Here is a 24,652-nt window from a genome sequence, read left to right as displayed (position 1 = left end):
ATGATTATTATTATCGAATTACTTGCTATCGATTGACTTTCTTAACCAATGTATATGCGATGAAAAACCAGAACGTTGATAAAAAGATTGCGCTCCTTGGTTAAAATCCCACACTTCGACAAATACTTGGGTAATACCGTACTCTTTTAATGTCTGTTCCATTTTTTGAAACAGCTGCTGTGCGATATGCTGCTGACGATATTGTGGCTCAACGTAAAGCTCATCAATACTGCCCATTGGTACCGCTTTGCTCACGCTTGAAATTAACTCGCAAAAGTGACCCGATATAAATCCCACAATTTGACTGTCTATTTTGGCAACGTAAACCAAACATTCCGGATCATCTAAATAACGAGCAATACTTTTTTCTTGTTCAATCTCTTCTGCTGTTTTGAAATGCTCAGGGCAAGCAAGGTGATGCTCATGATGAAGGTCATACATCAACTGATTCAGTTGCGGTAAATCACGATCACAAGCAGGAGTTATGATAACTAACGACATATTTCGCGCTCTGAATGAATAAAGCTTTGGCCGTGATTCTATAAGATAGTGATTAAAAAATATATCTTCATGCGTAGTGTTTTTGGTCGATTGAGCGCTAATCTCGTCTTAGAACTAAGACAGATGAACTAAGAGAAACAAATAAAATGCGGATTGCAAATTGGCAATAAAAACGCCTCATTCATCTGAGGCGCCTCGATTAATCGTCAACTATAGGGTAGCCGCTAGTGATGGAGCGCTTTTTCTAACTCACTCAAGCTCATTGGGTCATCAATTGTTGAAGGGACTGCATACTCTTCGCCATCGGCAATTTGTCGAATGACTCGACGCAGAATTTTACCAGAGCGCGTTTTGGGTAAACGATCAACAATTAACGCATGCTTAAAGCACGCTACCGCACCAATTTCACTGCGCACTTTGTTAACAAGTTCTTGTTCCAAGTCGCGCTCATCCACCTTAACGCCATCTTTAAGCACCACCAACCCTAGCGGCAACTGCCCTTTAAGCTCGTCATACACTCCAACTACAGCACATTCGGCAACCGCAGGATGAGCACCGACGATTTCTTCCATCTCCCCCGTAGATAAACGATGGCCTGCAACGTTTATCACATCATCAATTCGCCCCATGATGAAGAGATAACCTTCTTCATCCAAATAGCCACCATCACCAGAAACATAGTAACCGTCAAATTGAGCAAGGTAACCGGACTCAAATCGTTCGTGATCACGCCATACCGTCGCTAAACAACTTGGTGGTAAGGGGCGTTTCAACGCCACAAACCCTTGTTGATTGGCGGGCATCACTTCACCTAGCTCATTGAGAATCTCGACCTGATAACCGGGAATCGGTTTCGTTGCTGACCCCGCTTTAATTGGCATTGACTCAAGCCCTATCGGATTTCCAGCAATCGCCCAACCGGTTTCGGTTTGCCACCAATGGTCAACTACTGGCTTTTGAGTGTGCTGTTCTACCCATTCAAGTGTCGGCGGGTCAAGACGTTCTCCGGCCATAAAAATAGTGGTTAAAGTGGATAAATCATAATGTTTGAGTAGATCGCCATTGGGATCTTCTTTTTTGATGGCGCGAAAGGCGGTAGGCGCAGAAAAAAGTACGTCCACCTTATACTCTTGGCACACTCGCCAAAATGCAGCCGGATCGGGTGTGCGCACCGGTTTACCTTCATACAAAATAGTGGTGCAACCGTGAATCAAGGGTGCATAAACAATGTAAGAGTGACCGACTACCCACCCCACGTCCGACGCAGCCCAAAAAACACCTTGTTGAGGCATATTGTAGATGGTTGACATGGAGTACTTCATCGCGACTGCATGACCACCGTTGTCGCGCACCACCCCTTTGGGTTTGCCTGTTGTACCTGATGTGTAAAGAATATAAAGCGGATCGGTCGCCAAAACCGGCACGCAATCATGCGGCGGCGCTTCTTTAACGGCTCGATTCCACTCTAGATCTCGCTCATTATTTAAGTCAGCCACATGCTCCGAGCGTTGTAACACCACCACTTTTTCCGGCTTCCATTTGCTGTCTAAAATGGCACGGTCAACTAAGGGTTTGTAGGGTAAAATCTTATTGATTTCGATACCGCAAGATGCCGTCATGATCACTTTCGGTTCAGCATCTTCAATACGCACCGCTAATTCATTGGGTGCAAAACCGCCAAAAACGACAGAGTGAATCGCGCCAAGCCGTGCACAAGCGAGCATCGCCATCACTGCTTCCGGGATCATTGGCATATAAATGATCACCCGATCGCCTTTAGCAACACCTTGCATTGCCAGCATTCCCGCTACTTTCGCTACCTGATCTCGTAATTGTGTATAGCTATATTGACGCTTTCTTCCGGTCACTGGGGAATCATAAATCAGCGCGGTTTGCTCACCTCGCCCCTGTTCACAATGGAAATCTAGCGCCAACCAACAGGTATTGAGTACACCATCGGTAAACCAGCGTTCAATGCCATGCTCATCTTTTTGTAAGATAGTTTGGGGAAACTCAAACCACTCAATCTGCCGAGCTTGAGCCTGCCAAAATGATTCAGGTTCAGATTGAGCCCATTGATATTCCTTTAAATATGCCGACATAACATTTCCCTTAACATGATTTGAGGCTTAACGATGGACTCGCACCCAACCTTCCATTAACACCCGCGCGCTACGGCTCATACTGGCTTTCTCTATTCCCCAATGACCCTCTCGTAAAACGGCTTTAGCGCCCACTTTCAGCGTACCGGATGGATGACCAAAAGTGACCGATTCTTTTGCTCCACCGCCCGCCAACATATTCACTAACGTTCCAGGGACACTGGCCGCTGAAGCGATGGCCACGGCGGCCGTTCCCATCATCGCATGATGCAGTTTTCCCATAGACAGCGCGCGCACCACAATATCGACATCGTTCGCCGATACCGCTTTACCACTGGATGACAAATAGGATTGCGCTTTTGCTACAAACGCTACTTTAGGCGTATGTTGGCGCAGTTGGGCTTGTTCAATATGCTCAATCAAACCCATTTTCACAGCGCCATAAGCGCGAATTGCTTCAAACATCGCCAAGGCATGATCATCATTGTTGATCGCCTCTTGCAGTTCAGTACCTTGATAACCGATGTCGTGAGCATCGATAAAAATCGTCGGAATGCCCGCATTAATGAGCGTTGCATTCAAGGTTCCCATGCCGGGGATTTGCAGTTGGTCGAGCACATTTCCGGTTGGGAACATCACACCGCTATCATCGGCAGGATCGAGAAAATCAACCGCAATTTCAGCGGCGGGAAAGGTCACCCCATCGAGTTCGAAATCACCACACTCTTGCACTTCACCCTGCTCAATTGGCACATGAATAAGAATGGTTTTGCCAATGTTGGCTTGCCAAACGCGAACCGTCACTACACCGTTATTAGGGATCTGTTCTGGGTCGAGAAAACCGCTGTGAATCGCAAATGGCCCTACTGCCGCAGAAAGGTTACCGCAGTTGCCGCTCCAGTCTACAAACGCTTTGTCTATCGAAACTTGGCCGAATAGATAATCGACATCGTGATCGGCTTGCTCACTTTTGGAGAGAATCACGGCTTTGCTGGTGCTAGAACTTGCGCCGCCCATGCCATCAATTTGTTTGCCATAAGGATCGGGGCTACCAATGACACGCAACAGCAGTTGATCTCGTGCCTCTCCCGCTTGCTGAGCCTCTTTGGGTAAATCTTCAAGCCGAAAAAATACGCCCTTACTGGTGCCGCCTCGCATATACATCGCCGGAATTTTTAATGAGTTACTCACGTGATACTCCTTTATCCTTAGCGTCATTGAGCCAGAAAATCTTGCGCAAAACGCTGCAATACGCCACCAGCCTGATACACACTGACTTCATCAGCCGTGTCTAAACGACAAGTCACCGTAACCTTCTGCTGTTCGCCCTTATTTGCGCCTTGCGTACGAGTGATCACCAAGCTTAAGTCGACGCTCGGCTTAATATCTCCCACCACATCATAAAGCTCAGTACCATCGAGTTGCAGTGTGTGGCGGTCTGTTCCCGTTTTAAATTGCAGTGGCAGAACACCCATCCCGACTAAATTCGTGCGATGGATCCGTTCAAACCCCTCGGCAACAATGGCTTCAACTCCCGCCAAACGTACACCTTTCGCCGCCCAATCACGTGACGAACCTTGCCCATAATCGGCTCCAGCAATAATGATCAATGGCTGCTTACGATCCATATAAGTCTCTATCACTTCCCACATGCGGGTAACCAAGCCTTCAGGTTCAATACGCGCTAACGAACCTTGCTTTACTTTACCCTCCTCTTGCACCATCTCATTAAACAGTTTGGGGTTAGCAAAAGTGGCACGTTGCGCGGTCAGATGGTCACCACGATGCGTGGCATAGGAGTTAAAATCTTGCTCCGGAACGCCCATTTTGAGCAAATATTCCCCAGCGGCACTGGTCGCTAAAATTGCGTTCGATGGCGATAAATGATCCGTAGTGATGTTGTCACCTAAAATAGCCAAAGGTCGCATGGCTGACAACCGACGTTCACCCGCTAACGCACCTTCCCAATAAGGCGGACGACGGATATAAGTGCTCATGGGGCGCCAAGCATAAAGTGGCTTTTGTTTGGCCATGTGCTCATCTAATTTAAACATCTGAATGTAAATTTGTTTGAACTGTTCGGGCTTAACATGGCGCACCACCACATCATCGATTTCTTCATCGGTTGGCCATAAGTCATTGAGGTAAATAGGCTTGCCTTGCGCATCTATTCCCAACGCGTCTTTTTCAATATCAAAACGAATCGTACCCGCAAGTGCATACGCCACCACCAATGGCGGAGAGGCAAGAAAAGCCTGTTTCGCATAGGGATGAATGCGGCCATCAAAGTTTCGGTTACCTGATAGCACAGCCGTCGTATAGAGATCGCGTTCAATGATTTGCTGCTCAATCATAGGATCAAGCGCGCCACTCATACCATTACAGGTAGTGCATGCATAAGCGACAATGCCAAAACCGAGCTGTTCTAGTTCAGGCAGCAGGCCAGCTTCCTCTAAATAAAGTTTGGCTACTTTTGAGCCCGGTGCAAAGGAGGTTTTGACCCAAGGTTTGCGAACCAAACCCAATTGATTAGCCTTTTTCGCCAGCAACGCGGCGGCCACGACATTGCGCGGATTACTGGTATTGGTGCACGAAGTAATGGCGGCGATGATCACTGCGCCATCAGGTAATTCGCCTTCTTTGGTTTGCCACGCCCCCGCAATACCGCGCTCGGTCAGTTCGCTTGTCGGCAGACGGCGATGAGGATTCGAAGGCCCGGCTAAATTGCGCTGTACACTTGAGAGATCAAACTCCAGCACCCGTTCGTATTGCGCTTCAATCAAATCATCGGCCCATAAGCCGGTTTGCTTAGCGTATTGTTCAACCAAGGCTACTTGCTGTGCGTCTCGACCCGTGAGTTTGAGGTAGTTGATGGTTTGCTCATCAATATAGAACATACCTGCGGTTGCACCATATTCAGGTGTCATATTGGAAAGCGTTGCACGATCGCCAATCGTCAATGCGCGAGCGCCTTCTCCGAAAAACTCCAGATAACAAGACACCACGCGCTGATTTCGCAAGAACTCCGTAATGGCAAGCACAATGTCGGTCGCGGTGATCCCCGCTTGGCGTTGACCGGTTAGTTTAACGCCGACAATATCGGGCAGACGCATCATCGAAGGGCGACCTAACATCACCGTTTCGGCTTCTAACCCACCGACACCAATCGCCAGCACGCCTAATGAATCGACATGAGGAGTATGGCTGTCAGTACCGACACAAGTATCTGGAAATGCTAAACCGCTTTTCACTTGGATGACGGGCGACATTTTTTCTAAGTTAATCTGGTGCATGATGCCATTACCCGCCGGAATAACGCTGACATTTTCAAAGGCGGTTTTGCACCATTCGATGAAGTGAAAGCGATCTTCATTGCGGCGATCTTCAATCGCACGGTTTTTTTCAAACGCGTCCGCTTCAAAGCCGGCATGTTCAACCGCGAGTGAGTGATCGACAATCAGTTGCGTTTCCACCACAGGGTTTACTTTGGATGGATCACCGCCTTGCTGAGCGATCGCGTCTCTTAACCCCGCCAAGTCCACTAAAGCGGTTTGTCCTAAAATGTCGTGGCACACCACACGCGCCGGATACCACGGGAAGTCGAGATCGCGCTTACGCTCAATCAGCTGTTTCAGCGAATCAACCAATGTGTGCGGCTCACAGCGGCGGACTAAGTTTTCCGCCAGTATCCGTGAGGTATAAGGCAGCCGATCATACGCTCCGGCTTGGATATCATTGACCGCTTGTCGTGCATCAAAATACTCCAGCGCGGTCGCTGGTAATACTTTTTTGTATTGGCTGTTGATCGTTTGATGACTCATCAATTCCACCCATAAAACTGTCTATTCGAAACATTGTCTATTCAAAACATCGTCTAGCGAGCTAGGTTTTACCTGCCATCAAACCATACACCAAAGGAGCATGGCTTGATTTCATCCCATTAACGCTGCTCTATTGGTATCCACTCTTGATGTTCAGGACCGTCATAATCGGCACTTGGGCGAATAATTCGGTTATTAGCGCGCTGCTCAAACACATGAGCGGCCCAGCCGGTTAATCGACTCATCACAAAAATAGGGGTAAATAATGGCGTAGGAATACCCATAAAATGGTAGGCCGAAGCGTGGAAGAAATCCGCATTACAAAATAGGTCTTTCTCACGTTTCATCACCGCTTCAACACGTTCTGATACCGCGTACAAATGCGTATCACCCACCGCTTCAGATAACGCTTTTGACCAACGTTTGATCAATGCGTTACGCGGGTCACTTTCACGATAAATAGCATGACCAAAACCCATTATTTTGTCTTTATTAGCCAACATTTGCAGAATATTGGCCTCAGCTTCGTCCGGTGTTTGCCAGCGTTCGATCATCGCCATCGCCGCTTCATTGGCTCCACCATGCAACGGGCCACGCAGTGTGCCAATCGCCCCGGTTACGCAAGAGTGAATATCTGACAGCGTAGAAGCACAGACGCGCGCGGCAAACGTTGATGCATTAAACTCGTGCTCTGCGTACAGAATCAATGAGCAATGCATCACCTGCTTATGCAGCTCGCTCGGTGCTTTTCCTGTCAGCATTTTTAAGAAGTAGCCACCAATGCATGCTTCGCTTTGATCTTCAGTGTCAATCCGGATGCCTTGGTGGCTGAAACGATACCAATAACAGATAATAGCGGGGAAAAGTGCCAACATCCGTTCGGTCGCACTCAACTGCTCAGCAAAACTGTGCTCAGTTTCAAGGTTGCCTAAAACTGAACAGCCAGTGCGCATTACGTCCATTGGATGTGTACTGGCTGGCAGCAGCTCTAGCGCGGCTTTTAACGGCTGCGGTAAACCTCGTAATCCCATTAAGCGGGTTTTGTACTGGTCAAGTTCACTTTGATTAGGTAAATGGCCAATCAATAACAGATGAGCGACCTCTTCAAACTGTGCATGGTTGGCAAGATCGGTGATGTCATAACCTCGATAAGTTAGACCCGTCCCCGTTTTTCCGACAGTACATAAAGCGGTGACTCCCGCGCTTTGACCGCGCAGACCTGCGCCGCCCAGTGGTGCGTTTGACATGTTGAACTCCTTTTCCTTTGTTTTTATTATTCCTTTGATGAAAAAAGCTCGTCGAGCTTATCTTCGTAATCGTGGTAATTGAGATAGTCATACAGCTCGCTACGGGTTTGCATGCTATCGAGCAAAGCTTGTTGGTTGCCCTGCTCTAATAAATGGCGATAGACATTCTCAGCCGCTTTATTCATCGCACGAAACGCACTCAATGGGTAAAGCACCATATCCACTTTCACTTGAGCAAGTTCTGCACATGGGTAGAGCGGCGTCTGCCCAAACTCAGTAATGTTGGCTAAAATCGGTACTGACTTACCACAAGCTGCGCTTAACGCGGTGGAGAAACGATCGTACTGCTCAAGAGTGGTCATCGCTTCGGGGAAAATCATATCGGCTCCGGCCTGCACGCAAGCAATGGCACGTTCAATGGCGCTATCAATGCCTTCCACCGCTAACGCATCGGTGCGCGCCATGATCACAAACTCTGGGTTCACTCGTGCATCTACCGCAGCTTTAACGCGGTCAACCATCTCTTGCTGGCTGACGATCGCTTTATTAGGGCGGTGCCCGCAGCGTTTCTGCGCAACTTGATCTTCCATATGCACGGCAGCAGCGCCCGCTTTTTCCATCGCTTTGATAGTGCGAGCAATGCTAAATGCGCCGCCAAAACCGGTATCAATATCCACCAGCAAAGGCAAATCACACGCATTGGTGATGCGCTCAACATCCACCAGCACATCATTTAATGTGGTGATACCTAAATCGGGCAAACCATACGAAGCGTTAGCGATGCCACCACCCGACAGATAAATGGCTTGGTGGCCTAAACGTTTGGCCATCATTGCGCAATAGGGATTGATCGTGCCGACAATCTGCAGTGGATCATTTTGTTGAACAGCGAGTCTAAATTTCGCCCCCTGACTTAAGCTCATGAGATTCTCCTAATCAGTCGTTTGGTTATCGCCCTTATTCAAGGCCGCTCTATGCGTGGTTCTTGGTTTGTTTCATTGCAGGCATGATTATTTTCTGCCTACCGCCCTGTGGCTTACTCTTTTACTATCTGCTGTTCAATCAAGATTCGACTGCCCGAAATATGGCGTCGCATCAACATCTCAGCCAGTTCTTCATCGCCGTTTTTGATCGCTTGTAGAATGTATTTGTGCTCATCCAACGCCTCCTTCGGACGTGAATGTGAGCGTGGCGATTGATAACGATACATGCGCAGTAAGTGATAGAGCTCATCACACAATAAAGTCACTAATTTATGATTACGGCTGGCTTTGATGATGCGGTAATGAAAGTCAAAATCACCGTGTTGATGAAAATAGGAAGCCCCTTCGACTTGCTCAATATGATTCGAATGTGTCGACAATAATGCCTCTAGCCCTTGTAATTCAGAGGGCGAAATGTTGCGTGCCGCTAACCTTGCCGCCATACCCTCTAACGCTTCGCGTACTGCATAAAGCTCTACCAACTTACCGGGTGACAACTCAATGACTCGCGCGCCCACATGTGAAACACGTTCGATCAACCCCAAGCCTTCCACACGCATTATCGCTTCACGCAGTGGCCCACGGCTGACTTGAAAACGTTTGGCGAGTTCGGGTTCTGAAATCTTGCTGCCCGGTGCTATACGCCCTTCAACAATCGCCTCAATCAGATACTCCGTAAGGTTTTCCGATTTGGTGTTCTCTTTTTCTCGTTCAACAGCGTGTGATTTTGTATCAGTACTGTTTAGTGTTAGTGCACTATTCATCTTGTTATCGCTCACAGGTTGGATTCATGCTGAGACGCAAAGCACTCACACACTTATATGTGTTAACAATTATTAAAACTTATTGTTAAAATAGACCATAAAACCATCGATAATCAATAAAATTGTCGACACATTAGACTAATGTATAAGAAACTTAATGATTAAATTTGAACCAGAAGAAGATAAAACTCTGTGAGCTTGAAAAGAGAAAAGTGTCGATTTCGCAGATAGAATAAGCAGTGCAACCCATTACCGATGACACGGCCGTCACTTATGAATCTTTGCAAGAGAATCACGCACTCTCCTTTTGGTTACGCTCTCGCCTGCTCGTTGCTCTTATCTGGATGCATTGCTTACAACAGTAAACCGAAAAATCCGCGCAGCTACCCACTACTGAGTGAGGCGATCTATTCTGAAGATGATCTTTCATTGGCAGACAACCCAAATATTATTCGCACGGCAATAGAGCAGAATCAATCGGTTACGATCAATGACCTCAACGCGCTAACAAGCCAGTTACCTATTGTTTTTCCTGAATTAAATTTACACCTTGAGCAAGAACACTCATTTGATGCTCGCTTATTTCAAAGCGCAGTACAGCAACTTGTTGCTCAATTTGCTTGTGAATTGTACAGCAGCCAGCAAATGCCCGATTCGGTTCAAATGTGTGCAAACGATGGCCGTGTAACACCGAACAACTTAGGTTATTTGCCTTTCCAGCAAGGCAAGTATTCGGGTGAGCGTTTAACGGTTCATCGACATTCTCAACCGCAAGGTTCTCAATCGCAAAGTTTAGCGGTTGATCTCTATCTTAAAAGCACATCGGAGCGACCACTGAGTTCAATATGGGGCTCGACGCATACTTTAGGGCGGTTCCATGGATCGCACTTTTCATCGGACAGTGTGGTACTCACCGTCTACTTCGAAGGGCATGTGTTAGATGAGCGCCATCAATGGCAAGCCCAATATCCCGAACCTTTGATCTTTTTCTTGCTGCTGCCCAGTATCACGACCTTACTTCAACAAGGTAATGACGCCTCAGCTGCGCAATTTGCAATGAATAACACCCGATTGCTGCTCGTAGATAGTGAGACAAGACGCTAACGAAGACTCGTCACACAACGCAGCAAAATAACGCCGTGAACTTTATGAACAAAAACGTTTTTATGCCCTATATTGTTTTTATCTACGCATTAGAGACAAACCTGTAACAGGTTATTAACTTAACGTATCTGCATTGGATCATTGATGCAGTCATGATAACAATGATAAGCACCCTATCTCCGCCTGTAGCATTCAATCACAAACGCTCCAAGGTAAAGATGAAGATGCGCCCTACATAAGGAACGTGAATATGTTTAAGCAGTTCAAACCAACCCTCACTGCATCCATTCTGGCTGCAACCTTTTCTATTAGCAGCTTCGCCGCTGATATTGAGAAACTTCACATTTTAGTACCCGGTGGCGCGGGTGGTGGTTGGGACATGACGGCTCGTGGTACAGGTGATGTACTGATGAAAACCGACATTGTCGGCAATGTGTCTTACCAAAACTTATCCGGTGGTGGTGGTGGTAAAGCGATTGCACACCTAATTGAAACCGCAGACCGCCAAGAAGATACCTTGATGGTCAACTCTACACCGATTGTTGTTCGTTCTTTATCCGGTGTTTTTCCACAATCCTTCCGCGATTTAACACCGATTGCCGCCACCGTTTCTGATTATGGCGCTATCGTTGCTGCGGGCGATTCAAAATACAAAACGTGGGAAGATGCGGTTGCCGATTTCAAAGACAACCCGCGTAAAGTGAAAGTCGCTGGCGGTTCTGCTCGTGGCAGTATGGATCACTTAGTCGCCGCAGCCGCTTTCAAAGGGCAAGGGTTGGATCCAAAAGAAGTTCGCTACATCGCCTATGACGCGGGTGGCAAAGCCATGGCGGCACTACTTTCTGGTGAAACACAACTGCTTTCAACAGGCTTAGGTGAAGTGCTTGAAATGTCCAAGTCTGGCCAAGTGAAAATTTTGGCGATCACCGCCCCTAAACGTTTGGAATCTGCCCCGAATATTCCAACATTAACTGACTATGGCAACCCAACAGTCTTTGCTAACTGGCGTGGCTTCTTCGCTGCCCCTGGGATCAGCCAAGAGAAGATTGATCAGTGGAACGCAGCATTAGCGAAAATGTACACCACCGATGAATGGAAAATCGTCCGCGACCGTAATGGTTGGATCGATAACTATCAAGCGGATAAAGAGTTTTACGCCTTCTTAGAAGCCCAAGAGAAAGAGATGGGTGATCTGATGCGTGAGCTCGGTTTCCTGAAGTAAGGTCGCTAAGGGGACAGTTCCTTGCCTTGTCCCCGCTAGCAACACTTTTGCCGTGTGCAGTTATGCTCAATACTCCTTTGTTTATCAGGCAAATATGAATAGGAAAACCTCCGTACACCTATCCCTTTGCCCTTAGTTAATCAATTCATTAACTCGCTGCTACACGGCTCTTTTCTCCCCTATTTTTACCATGGAGTTGGATATGTCGGATCTGCCAACCAAATTTTTCAGCAAAGAATATTTACTGTGCCGCGATCGCGTTGGCGCGTTGATCTTCCTTGTTCTTAGCCTTTGCTACGGCTATCAAACGACTCAAATACCGATGTTTCCCGGTGATGAATATGAACCGTTTAACGCCCAAACCTTGCCGACTCTGCTGACTTACGCTGGAATTGGCCTCTCTTTGTTGATGCTGGTGTTAGGGCAGCCCGATAAACAAAGCGGCGCGGTATTGCACTTCAACTGGAAATTGTTGATTGGTTTTTTAGTGTTGATGGCGCTGTACGGACTTGGCCTAACCTATTTAGGCTTCGTACTGGCCACCAGTTTCTTTCTACTCGCTGGCTTTTATATTTTGGGTGAAAGACGCAAATCAGTGTTATTTGGTGCTTCTTTTCCCTTTGTCATCGCGTTTTATCTGCTGCTTACTCAAGGTTTGGACATTTACCTTGAGCCCGGCGTTATTTTCACACTCTGGTAGGAACTGATTATGTTAGATGGAATTTTACAAGGGCTTTCTACCGCCATGATGCCAATGAACATCTTCATGGTGATTGTGGGCTGTTTCGTCGGTACTTTTATCGGCATGTTACCCGGGCTTGGCCCGATTTCGGCCATCGCGTTGATGATCCCGATCACCTATGGCCTTGAGCCATCTTCAGGTTTGATTTTAATGGCCGGCGTTTATTACGGCGCTATTTTTGGCGGCTCCACTTCCTCCATTTTGATTAATGCTCCCGGATGCTCGGCAACCGTGGTCACCGCGTTTGATGGCTACCCCATGGCGCAAAAAGGCCAAGCTGGTAAAGCGTTAGCCATCGCCGCTTACGCCTCTTTTACAGGCGGAACCTTGTCAGCGATTATGCTCTTGGTCGCAGCGCCTGCACTGGCCAGCGTGTCACTGAGTTTTCAATCCTCTGACTATTTTGCGTTGATGCTACTCGGTCTATCGGCGGTCGCCGCCTTTGCTGGAAAAGGACAAGTCCTTAAAGCATGGATGATGGTTGTTCTTGGCTTGATGCTCTCTACCGTTGGTATTGATAAAGGCGTAGGTGTGGAACGTTTTACCTTTGGCTTAACTGATTTAATGGACGGTTTTAGCTTCCTCTTGTTGGCGATGGCGACATTCGCTTTAGGCGAGACATTAATGGGTATTTTAAAACCAGAAAACGACACGCGTACAGATGAACAGAATAAAATCAGCAACTTGGGCAGTATGAAAATCACCAAGGCAGAATTTAAAGAAGCGGCTCCCGTTTCAATTCGTGCTTCCATTTTAGGTTTTTTCACCGGCGTGTTGCCCGGCGCTGGCGCAACCATCGCCGCATTTTTGAGTTATGGTATGGAGCGCAGCTTAGCGCCCAAAGATAAAAAAGAAGAGTTCGGTAAAGGGTCTTTGCGTGGGCTTGTTGCACCAGAGTCAGCCAATAACGCCGCCTCTAGCGGATCTTTTGTTCCGCTGTTGACACTCGGCATTCCCGGCTCTGGCACCACAGCGATCATGCTTGGAGCCCTGCTTTCTTACGGCATTCAACCTGGTCCTCGTTTATTTGTTGATCACCCTGATGTCTTTTGGTCTGTCATCATCTCAATGTATCTCGGTAATATTGTACTTATCATCCTTAACTTACCGCTTATTCCTTATATTTCAAGGCTATTGGCAGTGCCAAGAACCGTATTGCTGCCGATGATTTTGTTCTTCTCAATCACCGGTGTTTATTTGGTTTCGTTTAACACTATGGATGTTTACGTAATGTTGATCGTCGCGATGGGGGCGATTGCTCTGCGGTTAGCCAACTTCCCACTGGCACCGCTGCTGCTTGGCTTTATTTTGGGTGGATTAATGGAAGAGAACCTTCGCCGCGCGTTGATGATCAGCGATGGGGAGTTAAGCTTCTTGTGGGAACGTCCGATCACTTTCGTGTTTACCGTGCTTGCAGTCGTGATGTTGACTAGCCCGTTTGTGGTGATGCTGGCGAACAAACTTCGCTCTTCACCGACCAAAGCAGTTGAATAACAAGAGATTGTATCAATAGAAACTCATCCAACCATACAAAGACCTAGCGAAAATGCTGGGTCTTTGCTTTACTATGCACTTCAAATTTTTCCAATGTCAGCGATTGTCATGTCGTTCATCGTACCTATCTAGGAGTCTCCATGACGGATAGACACTCTTTAATCATCGTTGAAGATGATCTAAAACTCAGAGAAATGTTAACAGAATACTTTGAAAGTCAAGATATTAGCGTCATTGCCCTTGCTGAAGGTGCCAAAGCGAGCGCGGTCATTTTAGAGCAACAACCAGATATCGTGTTACTGGATTTAATGCTACCCGGTGAAGATGGGCTGACAATTTGTAGACAGATCCGTCCTATGTACAACGGTAAGATATTGATGCTGACCGCCAGTGATGACGATTTTGATCACGTTGCAGCACTGGAAATTGGTGCCGATGATTTTGTGACAAAGCCGATTAAACCACGCGTCTTGCTTGCAAGAATGCGTATGCTACTGCGCAGAGTCGACAACGAGCCAATTCAAACCGCGAAAACCGTGCTTGAATTTGGGGCCTTGTCTCTCAATCAATCTCGACATCTGTGTGAAATGAATGGTGAGGCCGTAGCGATGACCGACAGCGAATTCGACTTGCTGTGGCTACTGGCATCAACACCAGATCAAGTCCTATCACGGGATGTATTAACCAAAGCGTTACGCGGGATTGAATACGATGGGCTTGATAGAACCGTCGATAACAAGATTGTCATTTTGCGTAAAAAACTCGGTGATGATTCTTCCACACCGAAACGCATTATTACGGTCCGAGGGAAAGGATACCTTTTTGTACCAGACACGTGGTAATGACCACGTATTTTAGAAGAAACCTGTATGCGTCGTATCTACGTTGAATCTTTTGTTGGTTTATTGCTCTTTTTTTTAGCGACACTCATTACCATTGAACTGGTCGTTTACCAGCTTGGTACTGACTACGATTATGTACTTGAAGATTATCAAGCTGAAGCATTTCATGACTTGGTCACTCGTATTTATCAGCATGAGGGTGAAGCCAGCACCTTAAATGTACTAAAAGAATATGCCGATAAAACACGACAACTGATAGAGACGCATACTGAAAAGACCTTACCTACGGATGTACGAGCGTTTTTCTTTACCACCGCCCCCAATGCCTACACCTACTACGATGATGACCGTTTTTTATGGCTGCGCCTGACGTCCACCTCACCAATTTACAGCTTTAAACCCGATGAAGAATCACCACTGAGGCAAGCCATTTTCTTCGCAGATAATCTCTCACTTTTGCTGCTTGTCGTCGGCTTTGCACTGTACTGTGTGTTGCTGATCTGGTTCATCAGTCGGCGAGTGCGTGAATTGGAAAAAGTGACCTTAGCCTTTGCCGCTGGTGATCTAACCGCTCGCGCCTCCATCAAAAGCGGCGATAAAGTCGGCTCTTTAAACAAAAGCTTTAACTACATGGCAAGCAAAATTTCCGCTTTGGTGCTCAGCAATAAAGCGCTGAGTAATGCCGTAGCTCATGAGTTACGCACCCCTATCTTTCGGATCCAATGGCAAGCAGAAATGTTGGCCGATGAATCTCTGACACCAAAACAAGCGGCGAAAGTCGCCAGTATCATCGAAGATACCGAAGAGATGGAAACGATGGTCGATGAGCTTCTTTACTACGCGAAAGTTGAAAGGCCAGAAAACGAACTCAATATGCAGACAATTCAGCTCAATTACTGGCTCGAACCGATACTAGGTAAATGGCGTAGCAACAGCGTAGTCGAGATCCAGTTGCTACCATTAGCACAAGTCGCCACCTTACAAGTCGATCCATACCTTCTCAAAAGAGCTCTGGATAATTTATTGGGTAATGCTCAGAAATACGCCAAAAGCAAAATAGCCGTTGAAACCTCCGTGATCAACGCAGGTCAAGCAGTGCAAATTGATATCCATGATGATGGAGAAGGGATTGACCCGCAGCACTGGCCATTCATTTTTGATGCTTTTTACAGCGCGGATCTCTCACGTGGAGAGCGACAATCAGGCTTCGGGTTAGGCTTGGCCATCGTCAAACAGATCGTTTTACGCCACAACGGCCAAGTATCGGTGGCTAAAAGTGTGTTCGGAGGCGCTTGCTTTACTCTTGTACTACCCGTGGTGGGCGTTTAATATCGGGCCACTTAAGAGAATCAGTGAACTGACGTCATTGATTCTCTTTTTTAACATGAGGGTGCGGGGCGAAGGCTATTTTACGTCTACACGTAATTCACTCATGCCCATTGTCATAGTTATTCATTATTAGGTTGTTCATTTTATGAAACCAGGTCGTACGGGTATAAAGCGTCTGTTTTATGCCACAGGTTATTCAATACAAGGGCTGAAAGCCGCGTGGCTAAACGAAGCCGCTATTCGACAAGAAACTGTCACTTCAATTTTGTTGATTACCATTACTTTCTTTTTGCCTGTCACTAAAATTGAGCAAATCATGATGATTGGTTGCTTAGTCTTAGTTGTGATTGTGGAGTTGATGAATTCCGCTGTGGAAGCCGTGGTTGACCGCGTCGGTAGCGAATGGCACGAACTCAGTGGCCGCGCCAAAGACATCGGTTCAGCTGCCGTACTGATCGCGTTGATATTTTCAGCATTCACATGGATGTTTATTCTGTGGCCTTATTACTTTTAGCGTATCATTTTGGTGCGCGTTAATGGCTCATTGTTTTATAACGGCCAACCAGTTGTAAAAAAGCCAGCAGAATCATAAAACAAACGACTGCTGGCTATGTCGATTTAGGAATGGTTTGGATAATCTGTATATCCCTTAGTACCTCCACCAAATAAGCAACTTGGATCAAATGCCGATAATGTACGGTTCATTTTCAAACGCTCGACTAAGTCTGGATTCGCAATAAAGGGACGCCCAAATGCGACTAAGTCGGCGTAGCCATTTTCCAAGATTTGGTTTGCTCGCTCAACGTCATATCGGCCTGCAACAATAATGGTATTGGTGAACAGCTCACGTAAATGTTGGCGAAAATCTTCAGGGATTTGTGGAGCATCATCCCAATCAGCTTCTGACAAATGCAGATACGCAATACCGAGTTTCTGTAATTGCTCCGCCGCTTGTAAAATCGTTGGGACGATATCTGGGCAGTTCATATCTTTAAATGTGATGTAAGGCGCCAAGCGAACTCCAACTTTGTCAGCGCCAACCTTATCAATGATTGCACTCACAACTTCCATAAGAAAACGTAAGCGGTTTTCTCTGCTGCCACCATATTGATCAGTGCGATGATTCGAATTGGTTCGTAAAAACTGATCGATCAGATAGCCATTACCACCATGAATTTCGACGCCATCAAAGCCAGCCGCAATCGCATTGTGTGCAGCATTAGCAAAATCGCGTACCACTTGGTTAATCTCTTGCAATGTCATTGCTCTTGGTTCAACGCATTCCATCATCTCACCGGCACTCCCCGGCTGTGCAATCCAGACTTTGGTATCGACTGGAGCAATAGCTGAAGGAGCCATCGGCTTTTGACCTTGTTGAAAAACAGGATGCGATACTCGCCCTACATGCCATAGCTGATTCACTATTTTTCCTCCGCGGTCATGCACGGCTTGAGTGACCTGCTGCCAACCCACAATTTGTTCTGGCGTGTATATGCCAGGAGTAAATGAGTATCCTTGGCTATCGTCTGATATTTGTGTTGCTTCAGTAATAATCAGACCAGCACTCGCTCGCTGAGCATAATATTGCGCCATGATGTCGTTGGGAACATTACCCGGTTGACTTGTCCGAGCACGCGTCATCGGGGCCATTACCAGCCGGTTATTCAAAGAAAGTGGACCGATTTGTATCGGGGAAAATAAGCTACTCATCATTCAATCGCTCTGTATTGGGTTGTTATCCATAGGCTATAACAAAAGAATCACTAAATAATCTAGCTATAATTAAAAAGAGTATTTAGGATTACTTAACAATAACTGCGATATAGAATCTTAATGAACAAATTATTGAACATGGAGGTCTTTGTTGCCATTGTTGAGCAACAAGGGTTGGCGGCCGCCGCAAAAGCCATCAATATGTCCGCCGCTTCAGTCACACTAAAACTGCAAGAGCTTGAACGCCACTATGGCGTGAAATTGCTGCAAAGAACCACACGTAAAATTGCATTGACGGAAGCCGGCGAACGTTTCTATCCATTATGTTTACAAACCTTAGCCAACATCACTGAAGTCGAGTCTTCGCTATTCGCCGAGAAAACACACTTGGAAGGCAATATAAAAATTTCAGCACCCAAAGATCTCGGGCGACAACATTTGATGCCACTGCTCGACTCCTTCTTAGCAAGACATCCTAAAATTGTGCCTCAGATTACCTTTAGTGACAGTGTGTTAGGGATATATGAAACAAAACTTGATTTGGTATTGCGTTACGGCACACTCAAAGATAGTCAATTGGTTTCCAGAAAATTAGCAACAAGTCGCCGCGTTCTTTGTGCCTCACCCGCATATTTAGCGTGTCATGGTCAACCGACGCACCCAGAGGATCTCAAACAGCATGCTTGCTTGGGTATGCTACGCAAAAGTGAATCATTAACGCGTTGGTCTTTTCTTAAAGGAGATGTCGTTCAAGATATTCTGATCAAACCATCACGTTTGTCTAATGATGGCGAAGTGATTCGCCAGTGGGCACTCGAAGGCGCAGGTATTGCACTCAAATCACAACTCGATATTCAACCCGACCTCAATGCTGGGAAACTCGTTCTTCTCTTGGAAGATTATCGGCAAAGTTTTAGTTCACACGATTTGGCCACAGGATCGGACTTGCATCTGCTCTATCCCAATCGTGATCACCAACCGTCACGTATCAAAATATTGATCGAGGAGATTGTGCGCTATTTTGAAAAACGTACGCTTCCTACTGGGCAATAGCAAAAGAGCGCCGATAAAAGCGCTCTTTGTTTATTTTATTTCGACAATTTTCGGCGATTAAATGTCGAAAATTGTATTTCTGCTCTTAGGCGGCTATTTCTTATTCGCGTACTTCATTGAGTCCAACGCGACAGCGAAAATAATAATGCCGCCTTTAATGATGTACTGCCAGTAAGGGCTCACGCCAATGTAGGTCATACCATAGTTGATCACAGTGAAGATAAGCACACCCGTGACCACACCCGCAATGCTTCCGACGCCGCCAGCAAATGACACGCCACCCACAACACAGGCTGCAATCGCATCCAACTCGTACAGGAAGCCAAGGTTATTGGTCGCACTGCCGATACGGCCAGCTTCCAACATACCGCCAAACGCATAGAACACACCCGATAGAGCATACACTTTCAGTAGCGTCAATGGCACATTAACACCAGAAACTTTTGCAGCTTCTGGGTTACCACCGACCGCGAAAATGTTCTTACCAAAAACGGTCTTATTCCACAAAATCCATGTAAAGATAATCGCGATAATGGCGTAGAAGGTTATGTACGAAAACCTAAAATCTCCAAATCGAATAAAACCTTGAGTGAATGAAGAGAAACGCTCATCAAAACCTGCAATTGGAGATGCACCCACCGAATCGTAGTAGAGAGAGTTAATCCCGTAGACGATGATCATGGTGCCTAATGTGGCGATAAACGGCGTTACTTTTAAATAAGCAACAATCACACCGTTCACTAAGCCGATGATTGCGCCGATCGCGCACACACAAAGAATCACAGCCACAATCGGCACGTCACCAATGCTAGGGAATACTTTGTTGACGTTATCAATTGATTGTAAAAGTGTTGCCGAAATTACAGCGGCTAAACCCACTTGACGTCCAGCAGAAAGGTCGGTTCCTTGCGTTACAATCAGCCCCGCCACACCCAATGCAATAATAACGCGCACTGAAGATTGCGTTAATATATTACTAAAGTTGCGTAAACTTAAAAATGATGGCTCCTGAATAATAATAATTGCCAGAAGAATAAATAGAACCGCATAGATCGCACCTTCCTTTAGGTGCTTCATTGCAAATGTTTTAACTGAATCCATAATAATTTCCCTAGAGGTAACGAGAGGCCAGCTCTAATATTTCATTCTGTGAAGTGTCTTTAGTATTAACGATTCCCGCAGCTCGGCCATTACTCATCACCAATATTCTATCGGTAATGCCTAACAACTCTGGCATTTCGGAAGAGATAATAATAATCCCTTTATTCTTTTTCGCTAATTCCAATATCAATTGATAAATTTCAAACTTTGCTCCGACATCAATACCCCGAGTCGGCTCATCAAGCATTAATATTTCTGGCTGAGTTAACAACCAACGGCCAATAATGACTTTCTGCTGATTACCACCAGACAAAGAACCGATTGATGTTTCATGAGAAGGTGTTTTTACACTCATGGAGTCGATTACCCACTGTGTATCACTCCTCATTTTTTTATTACTCAGTAAACCTAATTTGGTTTTGTATTCATCCACATTGGCAACCAAAGAGTTAAAGGTAATATCTAAATTACTGTAAATGCCGGTTGAACGACGTTCTTCTGTCACCAACGCAAAACCACTATTGATCGCTTCATGTGCATCACGGTTTTTCATCTCTCGGCCATGTAACATAATGTGGCCGTTACTACGCTCACGAACCCCAAAAATGGTTTCCACAATATCAGTGCGTCTTGAACCGACGAGCCCAGCCACACCTAAGATTTCACCTTCTCTGAGATCAAACGAAATATCCTGAATAGAGGGTTGGTTCAGTGCTGTTAAATTTTTGATTTCGAGGATAATTTCTTTTGGCACATTGGTCTTTGTGGGAAAGCGCTGTGTTAATTCACGGCCAACCATCATCGAAATGATTTTGTCCATATCAAGCCCTTTCAACGGCCTCGTATCAACCCATTGCCCATCACGCAAGATGGTTATCTCATCACAAATAGTAAATATTTCTTCCATTTTGTGAGAGATGTACACCACGCCACAGCCTTTTTCTTTCAACTTGTTAATGATAGTAAAAAGATGCGATACCTCTTTTTCAGTCAAAGAGGACGTGGGTTCATCCATGATCACAATGCGCGCGTTATAAGAAAACGCTTTCGCTATTTCGACCATCTGCCTTTGTGATACCGATAATTTAGCCACTTTAATTTTCGGGTCTATATCAATATCGAGTTCATCAAAGATCTCTTTGGTATCACGATACATTTTATCGTGATCGACAAAGAGTCCTTTCTTTGGGTAACGCCCTAGCCAAATATTATCCATTACAGAACATTGTAATACTTGGTTAAGCTCTTGGTGGACCATGGAAACACCCGCCTCCAAAGCTTGCTTAGACGATTGAAAATTCACATGTTCGCCTAAAAATATAATATCACCTTCGTTTTTATCATAAATTCCAAAAAGGCATTTTAATAGCGTCGACTTACCTGCACCATTCTCTCCCATTAATGCATGAATAGAGTGTGGTCGAACTTTCAAATTAACTTTATCTAATGCCTTAACCCCGGGAAACTCTTTACTCACTCCTGTCATTTCTAACAGAAATTCATGCTCTTGATTTACCATGGCATCACTTATTTATTCTTTGATTAATACCATTCAATATTAAATAAAATTTAATCAGCAATTATTTATTATTGATTGTATAAACACCCTATAAGTTAGGGAGTAAAGGGGGAATGACTTCCCCCTTGAACTTTAGGTTACTCGAGTGTCGATTTATCCACACCAACATAAGGAACACGAACAATCTTATTGGCCATTTCCCATTGAGTGCCTTCGGTTGCAGCTTTGCCGTTGGCTAAATTACGTGCAAGTTCAAATGTCGCTTTCGCTTGTGAATCTGCATCATTAAGCACAGTGCCTGCCATGTCGCCAGATTTAACTAATGCTAATGCTTCTGCTAACGCATCAACACCGAATACTGGTACTTTCGCACCCGCACCGCGTAACGCTTCAATCGCACCCATCGCCATACCATCATTATTGGCAATCACAACTTCGATTTTGCTGCCGTTGGGTCCAGATAACCAAGCATCCATTTTATCTTTTGCCATGGCGGTATCCCACATACCAGTATCCATGTGTAGCTCTTCTGTTTTGATGCCATTTTCGTTAATGGTTTTCACAGAATAAGAAGTACGAGCTTCCGCATCTGGGTGACCTGGTTCGCCTTTCAGCATTACATATTGCAGTACACCGTCACCGTTTTTATCCCAAGCAGGATTGGCTTTCCAGTGTTGCGCAATGAGATCGCCTTGGATGATGCCCGACTCTTTTGAATCTGTACCCACATAATAGGCTTTGTCATATGAAGCGAGCGCTTTAGCACTCGGTTCTTTGTTGTAAAAAACGATAGGAACATCATCCATTTTCGCTTTTTGAATAATACTTGGTGCAGCTGCAGGGTCGACAAGGTTGATCGCCAGTGCTTTCACGCCACGAGCCAACATGACATCCACTTGGTCATTTTGCATTGATTGGCTGTTTTGTGAGTCATTCATCAAAACCTTGGTGTTGCCGTCATTATTTGCCTGTTTTTCAATCGCTTGGCGAACAACTGACATAAAGTTATCATCGTACTTATAAACGGTCACACCGATCGTTGTGTCAGCCATGACTTGAGTGCCGAAACTCATACCAGCCGCAAGCATGGCTAAAGTAGTTAACTTTCTCATTGAACAAGTCCTATTTGTTAGTGTTGTTATTACGTTGTGTAGGGGGAGAAACGTTAACTCTGAGAAACAGCAGTGAAAACGTTTACCTTTCAAAGTATAGTAGTAAAACAAACAATTAATGTGAACCAGTTAAAATTTCAGTTTTGAAATCGCATTTTCATGCAGTTTCTTGTGAAGAGTTTGATAACTATTGCAAAACTAAGTAATCATACGTAACGCAATGTAACATCGAGACCTATTTCTCTTTTTAAAAGTGCGATCCACCACGAAAGAGATCATACCTCTCAAAACACCAGATGTTAACGTTTACAATTGCAGGTTTCCAATATGCAATAGATTTAACTTTCATTTGACTGCTCACAAAGTGTAGATGAGGCTTGTTACATACGCCTGCAATTTATTCGCGTATTTTTACGCCATATCGGGTCTCGATTTACCAAACAGCACCACGACTTTTAATTAATGAACTCTTAAATTGTCATTTTTATTATTGGCATATGCCAATAATAAGGTGTATTTTAAATACAAGAACCCGATAAACTTTAGGAGCCATGATGATTTATGCCATCCCTTGTGATCAAAACTCGCTTTTTAATCACTTTGCCAAAGCGCCTCAATTGATGATTGTGGACGATACCACCGCCACTAGCCAACGTATTGACGTTACGAAAACCGAGGGCAGTTGTGGCCACAAAAAACAGCTACTGGCACTGCTAAGAGAGAATAGAGTGGACGCTGTTATCGTCCGCAATATCGGACAAAATATGTTAGCAGCAATTTTAGAAAAGAAGATTGAGGTATATTACGCACCAAGAGGCAGCCAATTAACATCACTTCATCCAAACCATCTTCTGCCCGTCACCGACGTCTCTTTTGGCAAGCCTTCAGCCAATAAATCGAAGAAACGTTGTGCTAGTCAATGTGGATCGAAGAAAGTGGGTAAACATAACAAACTGGCACCCAGAATGCTGTCACCAACTACCATAGAAGCGTTGAAGAAAGTGCTGAAAGTAAAAGAGATTGTCGAGGGGAAATAATGACTTATGTTATAACCTTTGCGTTTTTTATTGGCATTATTGTCTTGATGGCGATCGGTGTTTTGTTTCGCCGCCGCTCGCTGCAAGGCAGTTGTGGTGGGTTAGCAAATATCGATATTGAAAGAGAATGTAACTGCGTAGACGTTTGTAATGAGCATCAGAAGGTGTTGTATCAAATTCAAGAACCTGATCACGAGCGTTAGCGCTCAACCAACATCAACGCATGACCTTCCACCAAGCAAGTCGCGACTTTCGCTCTTGCTTGGTTAACGATATTACCAAAGGTTTGTCGCGATATGCCCATCTGCGTAGCCGCTTGTAATTGGCTAAGCCCCTCTTTATCAGCCAAACGCAACGCTTCAAGTTCTTCTGGCAGTAAATCTACTGTGTTCAATTCAGATAATTTGACACCGTTGGGTTTGAAGCATGCATACGCCGCTTGACCACAAACACGACGAATTTTTTTGGGTCTTGCCATTTTCTTCTCCTAATCATTTAAAAACAGTTTGGTGAACTTATGAACATTCAGCCTCCCCTACAACATTGCCACTGCGCGGTGTGTTGTGCCCCGTTCTTTTCTGAAACGCACACACTGCAATTTAACCAAACAGAAACGGGGAGAGTATGCGCACAGATTGTAGCAACAGAAAAGATGCAAGGCTATCAAGGGGTCATGCAGGGTGGACTTATCAGCACCTTGCATGACGCTGCCATGACACATTGTCTGTTTGCACAGTGCATTTATGCGATGACGGCAGAGCTAAACGTACGTTATCTGCACCCTATTCCACTGAATGTACCGTTACAAGTCGAAGCGCATCTTATCAAACAAAAACGTCACATTTACTATCTGTGCAGCACCATTTTTTATGATGGGCTTCCCTATTCTACGGCCAGTGCAAAGTTTATGTGCAAAGCCGAGTAGCCTGAGTGCTACAGTCATTAGGGTACTGGCTTAGCGTAAAC

General features: G+C 45.5%; 23 protein-coding genes. 11 read left to right on the top strand and 12 right to left on the bottom strand.

Annotation, left to right across the window (positions count from 1 at the left end; translation table 11 throughout):
* Positions 1 to 18: 18 nt before the first annotated feature.
* From AACT42_RS05100 to AACT42_RS05070, 7 genes are all read right to left on the bottom strand, one after another.
* Positions 19 to 501, bottom strand: a complete 483-nt coding sequence (locus AACT42_RS05100) for a GNAT family N-acetyltransferase (protein ID WP_017046144.1) — start codon at positions 499 to 501, stop codon at positions 19 to 21.
* 224 nt (positions 502 to 725) lie between these two features.
* Positions 726 to 2,603 (bottom strand): propionyl-CoA synthetase, encoded by a 1,878-nt coding sequence (locus tag AACT42_RS05095; RefSeq protein WP_094125323.1) that lies wholly within the window; start codon positions 2,601 to 2,603, stop codon positions 726 to 728.
* A gap of 27 nt (positions 2,604 to 2,630) precedes the next feature.
* Positions 2,631 to 3,821, bottom strand: coding sequence for a 2-methylaconitate cis-trans isomerase PrpF (gene prpF / locus AACT42_RS05090; RefSeq protein ID WP_094132067.1), 1,191 nt, complete (start codon positions 3,819 to 3,821; stop codon positions 2,631 to 2,633).
* A complete protein-coding gene (gene acnD / locus AACT42_RS05085; protein WP_094132068.1) occupies positions 3,818 to 6,424 on the bottom strand; it encodes a Fe/S-dependent 2-methylisocitrate dehydratase AcnD in 2,607 nt (868 codons plus the stop codon). The genes prpF and acnD overlap by 4 nt, the downstream gene beginning before the upstream one ends.
* A 119-nt stretch (positions 6,425 to 6,543) precedes the next feature.
* Positions 6,544 to 7,671 carry a bifunctional 2-methylcitrate synthase/citrate synthase gene (gene prpC / locus AACT42_RS05080; protein WP_094125326.1) on the bottom strand — a complete coding sequence of 376 codons (1,128 nt, stop codon included), beginning with the start codon at positions 7,669 to 7,671 and terminating at the stop codon, positions 6,544 to 6,546.
* A gap of 26 nt (positions 7,672 to 7,697) precedes the next feature.
* A complete protein-coding gene (gene prpB, locus AACT42_RS05075) occupies positions 7,698 to 8,594 on the bottom strand; it encodes a methylisocitrate lyase (RefSeq protein ID WP_017046149.1) in 897 nt (298 codons plus the stop codon).
* 113 nt (positions 8,595 to 8,707) lie between these two features.
* Positions 8,708 to 9,418, bottom strand: a complete 711-nt coding sequence (locus tag AACT42_RS05070) for a GntR family transcriptional regulator (protein ID WP_026028009.1) — start codon at positions 9,416 to 9,418, stop codon at positions 8,708 to 8,710.
* A 273-nt stretch (positions 9,419 to 9,691) separates the two neighbouring features.
* Between AACT42_RS05070 and AACT42_RS05065 the strand changes: the two genes are divergently transcribed.
* From AACT42_RS05065 to AACT42_RS05035, 7 genes are all read left to right on the top strand, one after another.
* Positions 9,692 to 10,522 (top strand): hypothetical protein, encoded by an 831-nt coding sequence (locus AACT42_RS05065; RefSeq protein ID WP_094132069.1) that lies wholly within the window; start codon positions 9,692 to 9,694, stop codon positions 10,520 to 10,522.
* Between the two features lie 250 nt (positions 10,523 to 10,772).
* On the top strand, positions 10,773 to 11,744 hold the full coding sequence (locus AACT42_RS05060) for a tripartite tricarboxylate transporter substrate binding protein (RefSeq protein WP_017047673.1): 972 nt from the start codon (positions 10,773 to 10,775) through the stop codon (positions 11,742 to 11,744).
* Positions 11,745 to 11,946: 202 nt separating this feature from the next.
* Positions 11,947 to 12,444, top strand: a complete 498-nt coding sequence (locus AACT42_RS05055) for a tripartite tricarboxylate transporter TctB family protein (protein ID WP_010318351.1) — start codon at positions 11,947 to 11,949, stop codon at positions 12,442 to 12,444.
* Between the two features lie 9 nt (positions 12,445 to 12,453).
* Complete coding sequence (locus AACT42_RS05050; protein WP_094132070.1) at positions 12,454 to 13,980, top strand: tripartite tricarboxylate transporter permease; 1,527 nt, start codon at positions 12,454 to 12,456, stop codon at positions 13,978 to 13,980.
* A gap of 140 nt (positions 13,981 to 14,120) precedes the next feature.
* Positions 14,121 to 14,822 carry a response regulator gene (locus AACT42_RS05045; protein ID WP_013856957.1) on the top strand — a complete coding sequence of 234 codons (702 nt, stop codon included), beginning with the start codon at positions 14,121 to 14,123 and terminating at the stop codon, positions 14,820 to 14,822.
* Positions 14,823 to 14,849: 27 nt separating this feature from the next.
* A complete protein-coding gene (locus tag AACT42_RS05040; protein ID WP_094132071.1) occupies positions 14,850 to 16,151 on the top strand; it encodes an ATP-binding protein in 1,302 nt (433 codons plus the stop codon).
* 145 nt (positions 16,152 to 16,296) lie between these two features.
* Positions 16,297 to 16,665 (top strand): diacylglycerol kinase, encoded by a 369-nt coding sequence (locus tag AACT42_RS05035; protein WP_017046154.1) that lies wholly within the window; start codon positions 16,297 to 16,299, stop codon positions 16,663 to 16,665.
* Between the two features lie 104 nt (positions 16,666 to 16,769).
* Here the strand turns inward: AACT42_RS05035 and AACT42_RS05030 are convergent, their stop codons facing one another.
* Entirely contained in the window at positions 16,770 to 17,861 is a 1,092-nt protein-coding gene (locus tag AACT42_RS05030; protein WP_202599624.1) for an alkene reductase, read from the bottom strand.
* A 123-nt stretch (positions 17,862 to 17,984) separates the two neighbouring features.
* On the opposite strand from AACT42_RS05030, the gene AACT42_RS05025 reads away from it, so the two are divergent.
* Positions 17,985 to 18,917 (top strand): LysR family transcriptional regulator, encoded by a 933-nt coding sequence (locus AACT42_RS05025; protein WP_088732345.1) that lies wholly within the window; start codon positions 17,985 to 17,987, stop codon positions 18,915 to 18,917.
* A 93-nt stretch (positions 18,918 to 19,010) separates the two neighbouring features.
* Here the strand turns inward: AACT42_RS05025 and mglC are convergent, their stop codons facing one another.
* The 3 genes from mglC to mglB form a co-directional block, all read right to left on the bottom strand.
* A complete protein-coding gene (gene mglC, locus AACT42_RS05020; protein WP_013856962.1) occupies positions 19,011 to 20,018 on the bottom strand; it encodes a galactose/methyl galactoside ABC transporter permease MglC in 1,008 nt (335 codons plus the stop codon).
* A gap of 10 nt (positions 20,019 to 20,028) precedes the next feature.
* Positions 20,029 to 21,537 (bottom strand): galactose/methyl galactoside ABC transporter ATP-binding protein MglA, encoded by a 1,509-nt coding sequence (mglA, locus tag AACT42_RS05015; protein ID WP_013856963.1) that lies wholly within the window; start codon positions 21,535 to 21,537, stop codon positions 20,029 to 20,031.
* Positions 21,538 to 21,674: 137 nt separating this feature from the next.
* Complete coding sequence (mglB, locus tag AACT42_RS05010) at positions 21,675 to 22,649, bottom strand: galactose/glucose ABC transporter substrate-binding protein MglB (RefSeq protein ID WP_026027227.1); 975 nt, start codon at positions 22,647 to 22,649, stop codon at positions 21,675 to 21,677.
* A 551-nt stretch (positions 22,650 to 23,200) separates the two neighbouring features.
* On the opposite strand from mglB, the gene AACT42_RS05005 reads away from it, so the two are divergent.
* Together AACT42_RS05005 and nqrM are read left to right on the top strand one after the other, a co-directional pair.
* The gene (locus AACT42_RS05005; protein ID WP_237666833.1) at positions 23,201 to 23,686 is read left to right on the top strand and encodes a NifB/NifX family molybdenum-iron cluster-binding protein; all 486 of its coding nucleotides are present in this window, start codon (positions 23,201 to 23,203) and stop codon (positions 23,684 to 23,686) included.
* Entirely contained in the window at positions 23,686 to 23,889 is a 204-nt protein-coding gene (gene nqrM / locus AACT42_RS05000) for a (Na+)-NQR maturation NqrM (protein WP_094133074.1), read from the top strand. The genes AACT42_RS05005 and nqrM overlap by 1 nt, the downstream gene beginning before the upstream one ends.
* Here the strand turns inward: nqrM and AACT42_RS04995 are convergent.
* On the bottom strand, positions 23,886 to 24,164 hold the full coding sequence (locus tag AACT42_RS04995; RefSeq protein WP_026027228.1) for a DUF134 domain-containing protein: 279 nt from the start codon (positions 24,162 to 24,164) through the stop codon (positions 23,886 to 23,888). The genes nqrM and AACT42_RS04995 overlap by 4 nt on opposite strands.
* A gap of 39 nt (positions 24,165 to 24,203) precedes the next feature.
* Between AACT42_RS04995 and AACT42_RS04990 the strand changes: the two genes are divergently transcribed.
* A complete protein-coding gene (locus tag AACT42_RS04990) occupies positions 24,204 to 24,611 on the top strand; it encodes a PaaI family thioesterase (RefSeq protein ID WP_017042460.1) in 408 nt (135 codons plus the stop codon).
* Positions 24,612 to 24,652: the final 41 nt, after the last annotated feature.

Source organism: Vibrio sp. V15_P4S5T153, assembly GCF_963874485.1.
GTDB classification, from domain to species: Bacteria; Pseudomonadota; Gammaproteobacteria; order Enterobacterales; family Vibrionaceae; genus Vibrio; species Vibrio anguillarum.
The sequence above is the reverse complement of the archived record's forward strand: the minus strand, read 5'-3'. Positions and strand labels throughout refer to the sequence as shown.

What these genes read in the sequence shown, in the direction of transcription:
- mglA (WP_013856963.1), bottom strand. Translation starts at nt 21,537, where the DNA reads ATGGTAAATCAAGAGCATGAATTTCTGTTAGAAATGACAGGAGTGAGT.
- AACT42_RS05050 (WP_094132070.1), top strand. Translation starts at nt 12,454, where the DNA reads ATGTTAGATGGAATTTTACAAGGGCTTTCTACCGCCATGATGCCAATG.
- AACT42_RS05095 (WP_094125323.1), bottom strand. Translation starts at nt 2,603, where the DNA reads ATGTCGGCATATTTAAAGGAATATCAATGGGCTCAATCTGAACCTGAA.
- acnD (WP_094132068.1), bottom strand. Translation starts at nt 6,424, where the DNA reads ATGAGTCATCAAACGATCAACAGCCAATACAAAAAAGTATTACCAGCG.
- AACT42_RS05100 (WP_017046144.1), bottom strand. Translation starts at nt 501, where the DNA reads ATGTCGTTAGTTATCATAACTCCTGCTTGTGATCGTGATTTACCGCAA.
- prpC (WP_094125326.1), bottom strand. Translation starts at nt 7,671, where the DNA reads ATGTCAAACGCACCACTGGGCGGCGCAGGTCTGCGCGGTCAAAGCGCG.
- mglB (WP_026027227.1), bottom strand. Translation starts at nt 22,649, where the DNA reads ATGAGAAAGTTAACTACTTTAGCCATGCTTGCGGCTGGTATGAGTTTC.
- prpF (WP_094132067.1), bottom strand. Translation starts at nt 3,821, where the DNA reads ATGACGCTAAGGATAAAGGAGTATCACGTGAGTAACTCATTAAAAATT.
- mglC (WP_013856962.1), bottom strand. Translation starts at nt 20,018, where the DNA reads ATGGATTCAGTTAAAACATTTGCAATGAAGCACCTAAAGGAAGGTGCG.
- AACT42_RS05040 (WP_094132071.1), top strand. Translation starts at nt 14,850, where the DNA reads ATGCGTCGTATCTACGTTGAATCTTTTGTTGGTTTATTGCTCTTTTTT.
- AACT42_RS05045 (WP_013856957.1), top strand. Translation starts at nt 14,121, where the DNA reads ATGACGGATAGACACTCTTTAATCATCGTTGAAGATGATCTAAAACTC.
- AACT42_RS05025 (WP_088732345.1), top strand. Translation starts at nt 17,985, where the DNA reads ATGAACAAATTATTGAACATGGAGGTCTTTGTTGCCATTGTTGAGCAA.
- AACT42_RS05060 (WP_017047673.1), top strand. Translation starts at nt 10,773, where the DNA reads ATGTTTAAGCAGTTCAAACCAACCCTCACTGCATCCATTCTGGCTGCA.
- AACT42_RS04990 (WP_017042460.1), top strand. Translation starts at nt 24,204, where the DNA reads ATGAACATTCAGCCTCCCCTACAACATTGCCACTGCGCGGTGTGTTGT.
- prpB (WP_017046149.1), bottom strand. Translation starts at nt 8,594, where the DNA reads ATGAGCTTAAGTCAGGGGGCGAAATTTAGACTCGCTGTTCAACAAAAT.
- AACT42_RS05065 (WP_094132069.1), top strand. Translation starts at nt 9,692, where the DNA reads ATGAATCTTTGCAAGAGAATCACGCACTCTCCTTTTGGTTACGCTCTC.
- AACT42_RS05055 (WP_010318351.1), top strand. Translation starts at nt 11,947, where the DNA reads ATGTCGGATCTGCCAACCAAATTTTTCAGCAAAGAATATTTACTGTGC.
- nqrM (WP_094133074.1), top strand. Translation starts at nt 23,686, where the DNA reads ATGACTTATGTTATAACCTTTGCGTTTTTTATTGGCATTATTGTCTTG.
- AACT42_RS04995 (WP_026027228.1), bottom strand. Translation starts at nt 24,164, where the DNA reads ATGGCAAGACCCAAAAAAATTCGTCGTGTTTGTGGTCAAGCGGCGTAT.
- AACT42_RS05005 (WP_237666833.1), top strand. Translation starts at nt 23,201, where the DNA reads ATGATGATTTATGCCATCCCTTGTGATCAAAACTCGCTTTTTAATCAC.
- AACT42_RS05030 (WP_202599624.1), bottom strand. Translation starts at nt 17,861, where the DNA reads ATGAGTAGCTTATTTTCCCCGATACAAATCGGTCCACTTTCTTTGAAT.
- AACT42_RS05070 (WP_026028009.1), bottom strand. Translation starts at nt 9,418, where the DNA reads ATGAATAGTGCACTAACACTAAACAGTACTGATACAAAATCACACGCT.
- AACT42_RS05035 (WP_017046154.1), top strand. Translation starts at nt 16,297, where the DNA reads ATGAAACCAGGTCGTACGGGTATAAAGCGTCTGTTTTATGCCACAGGT.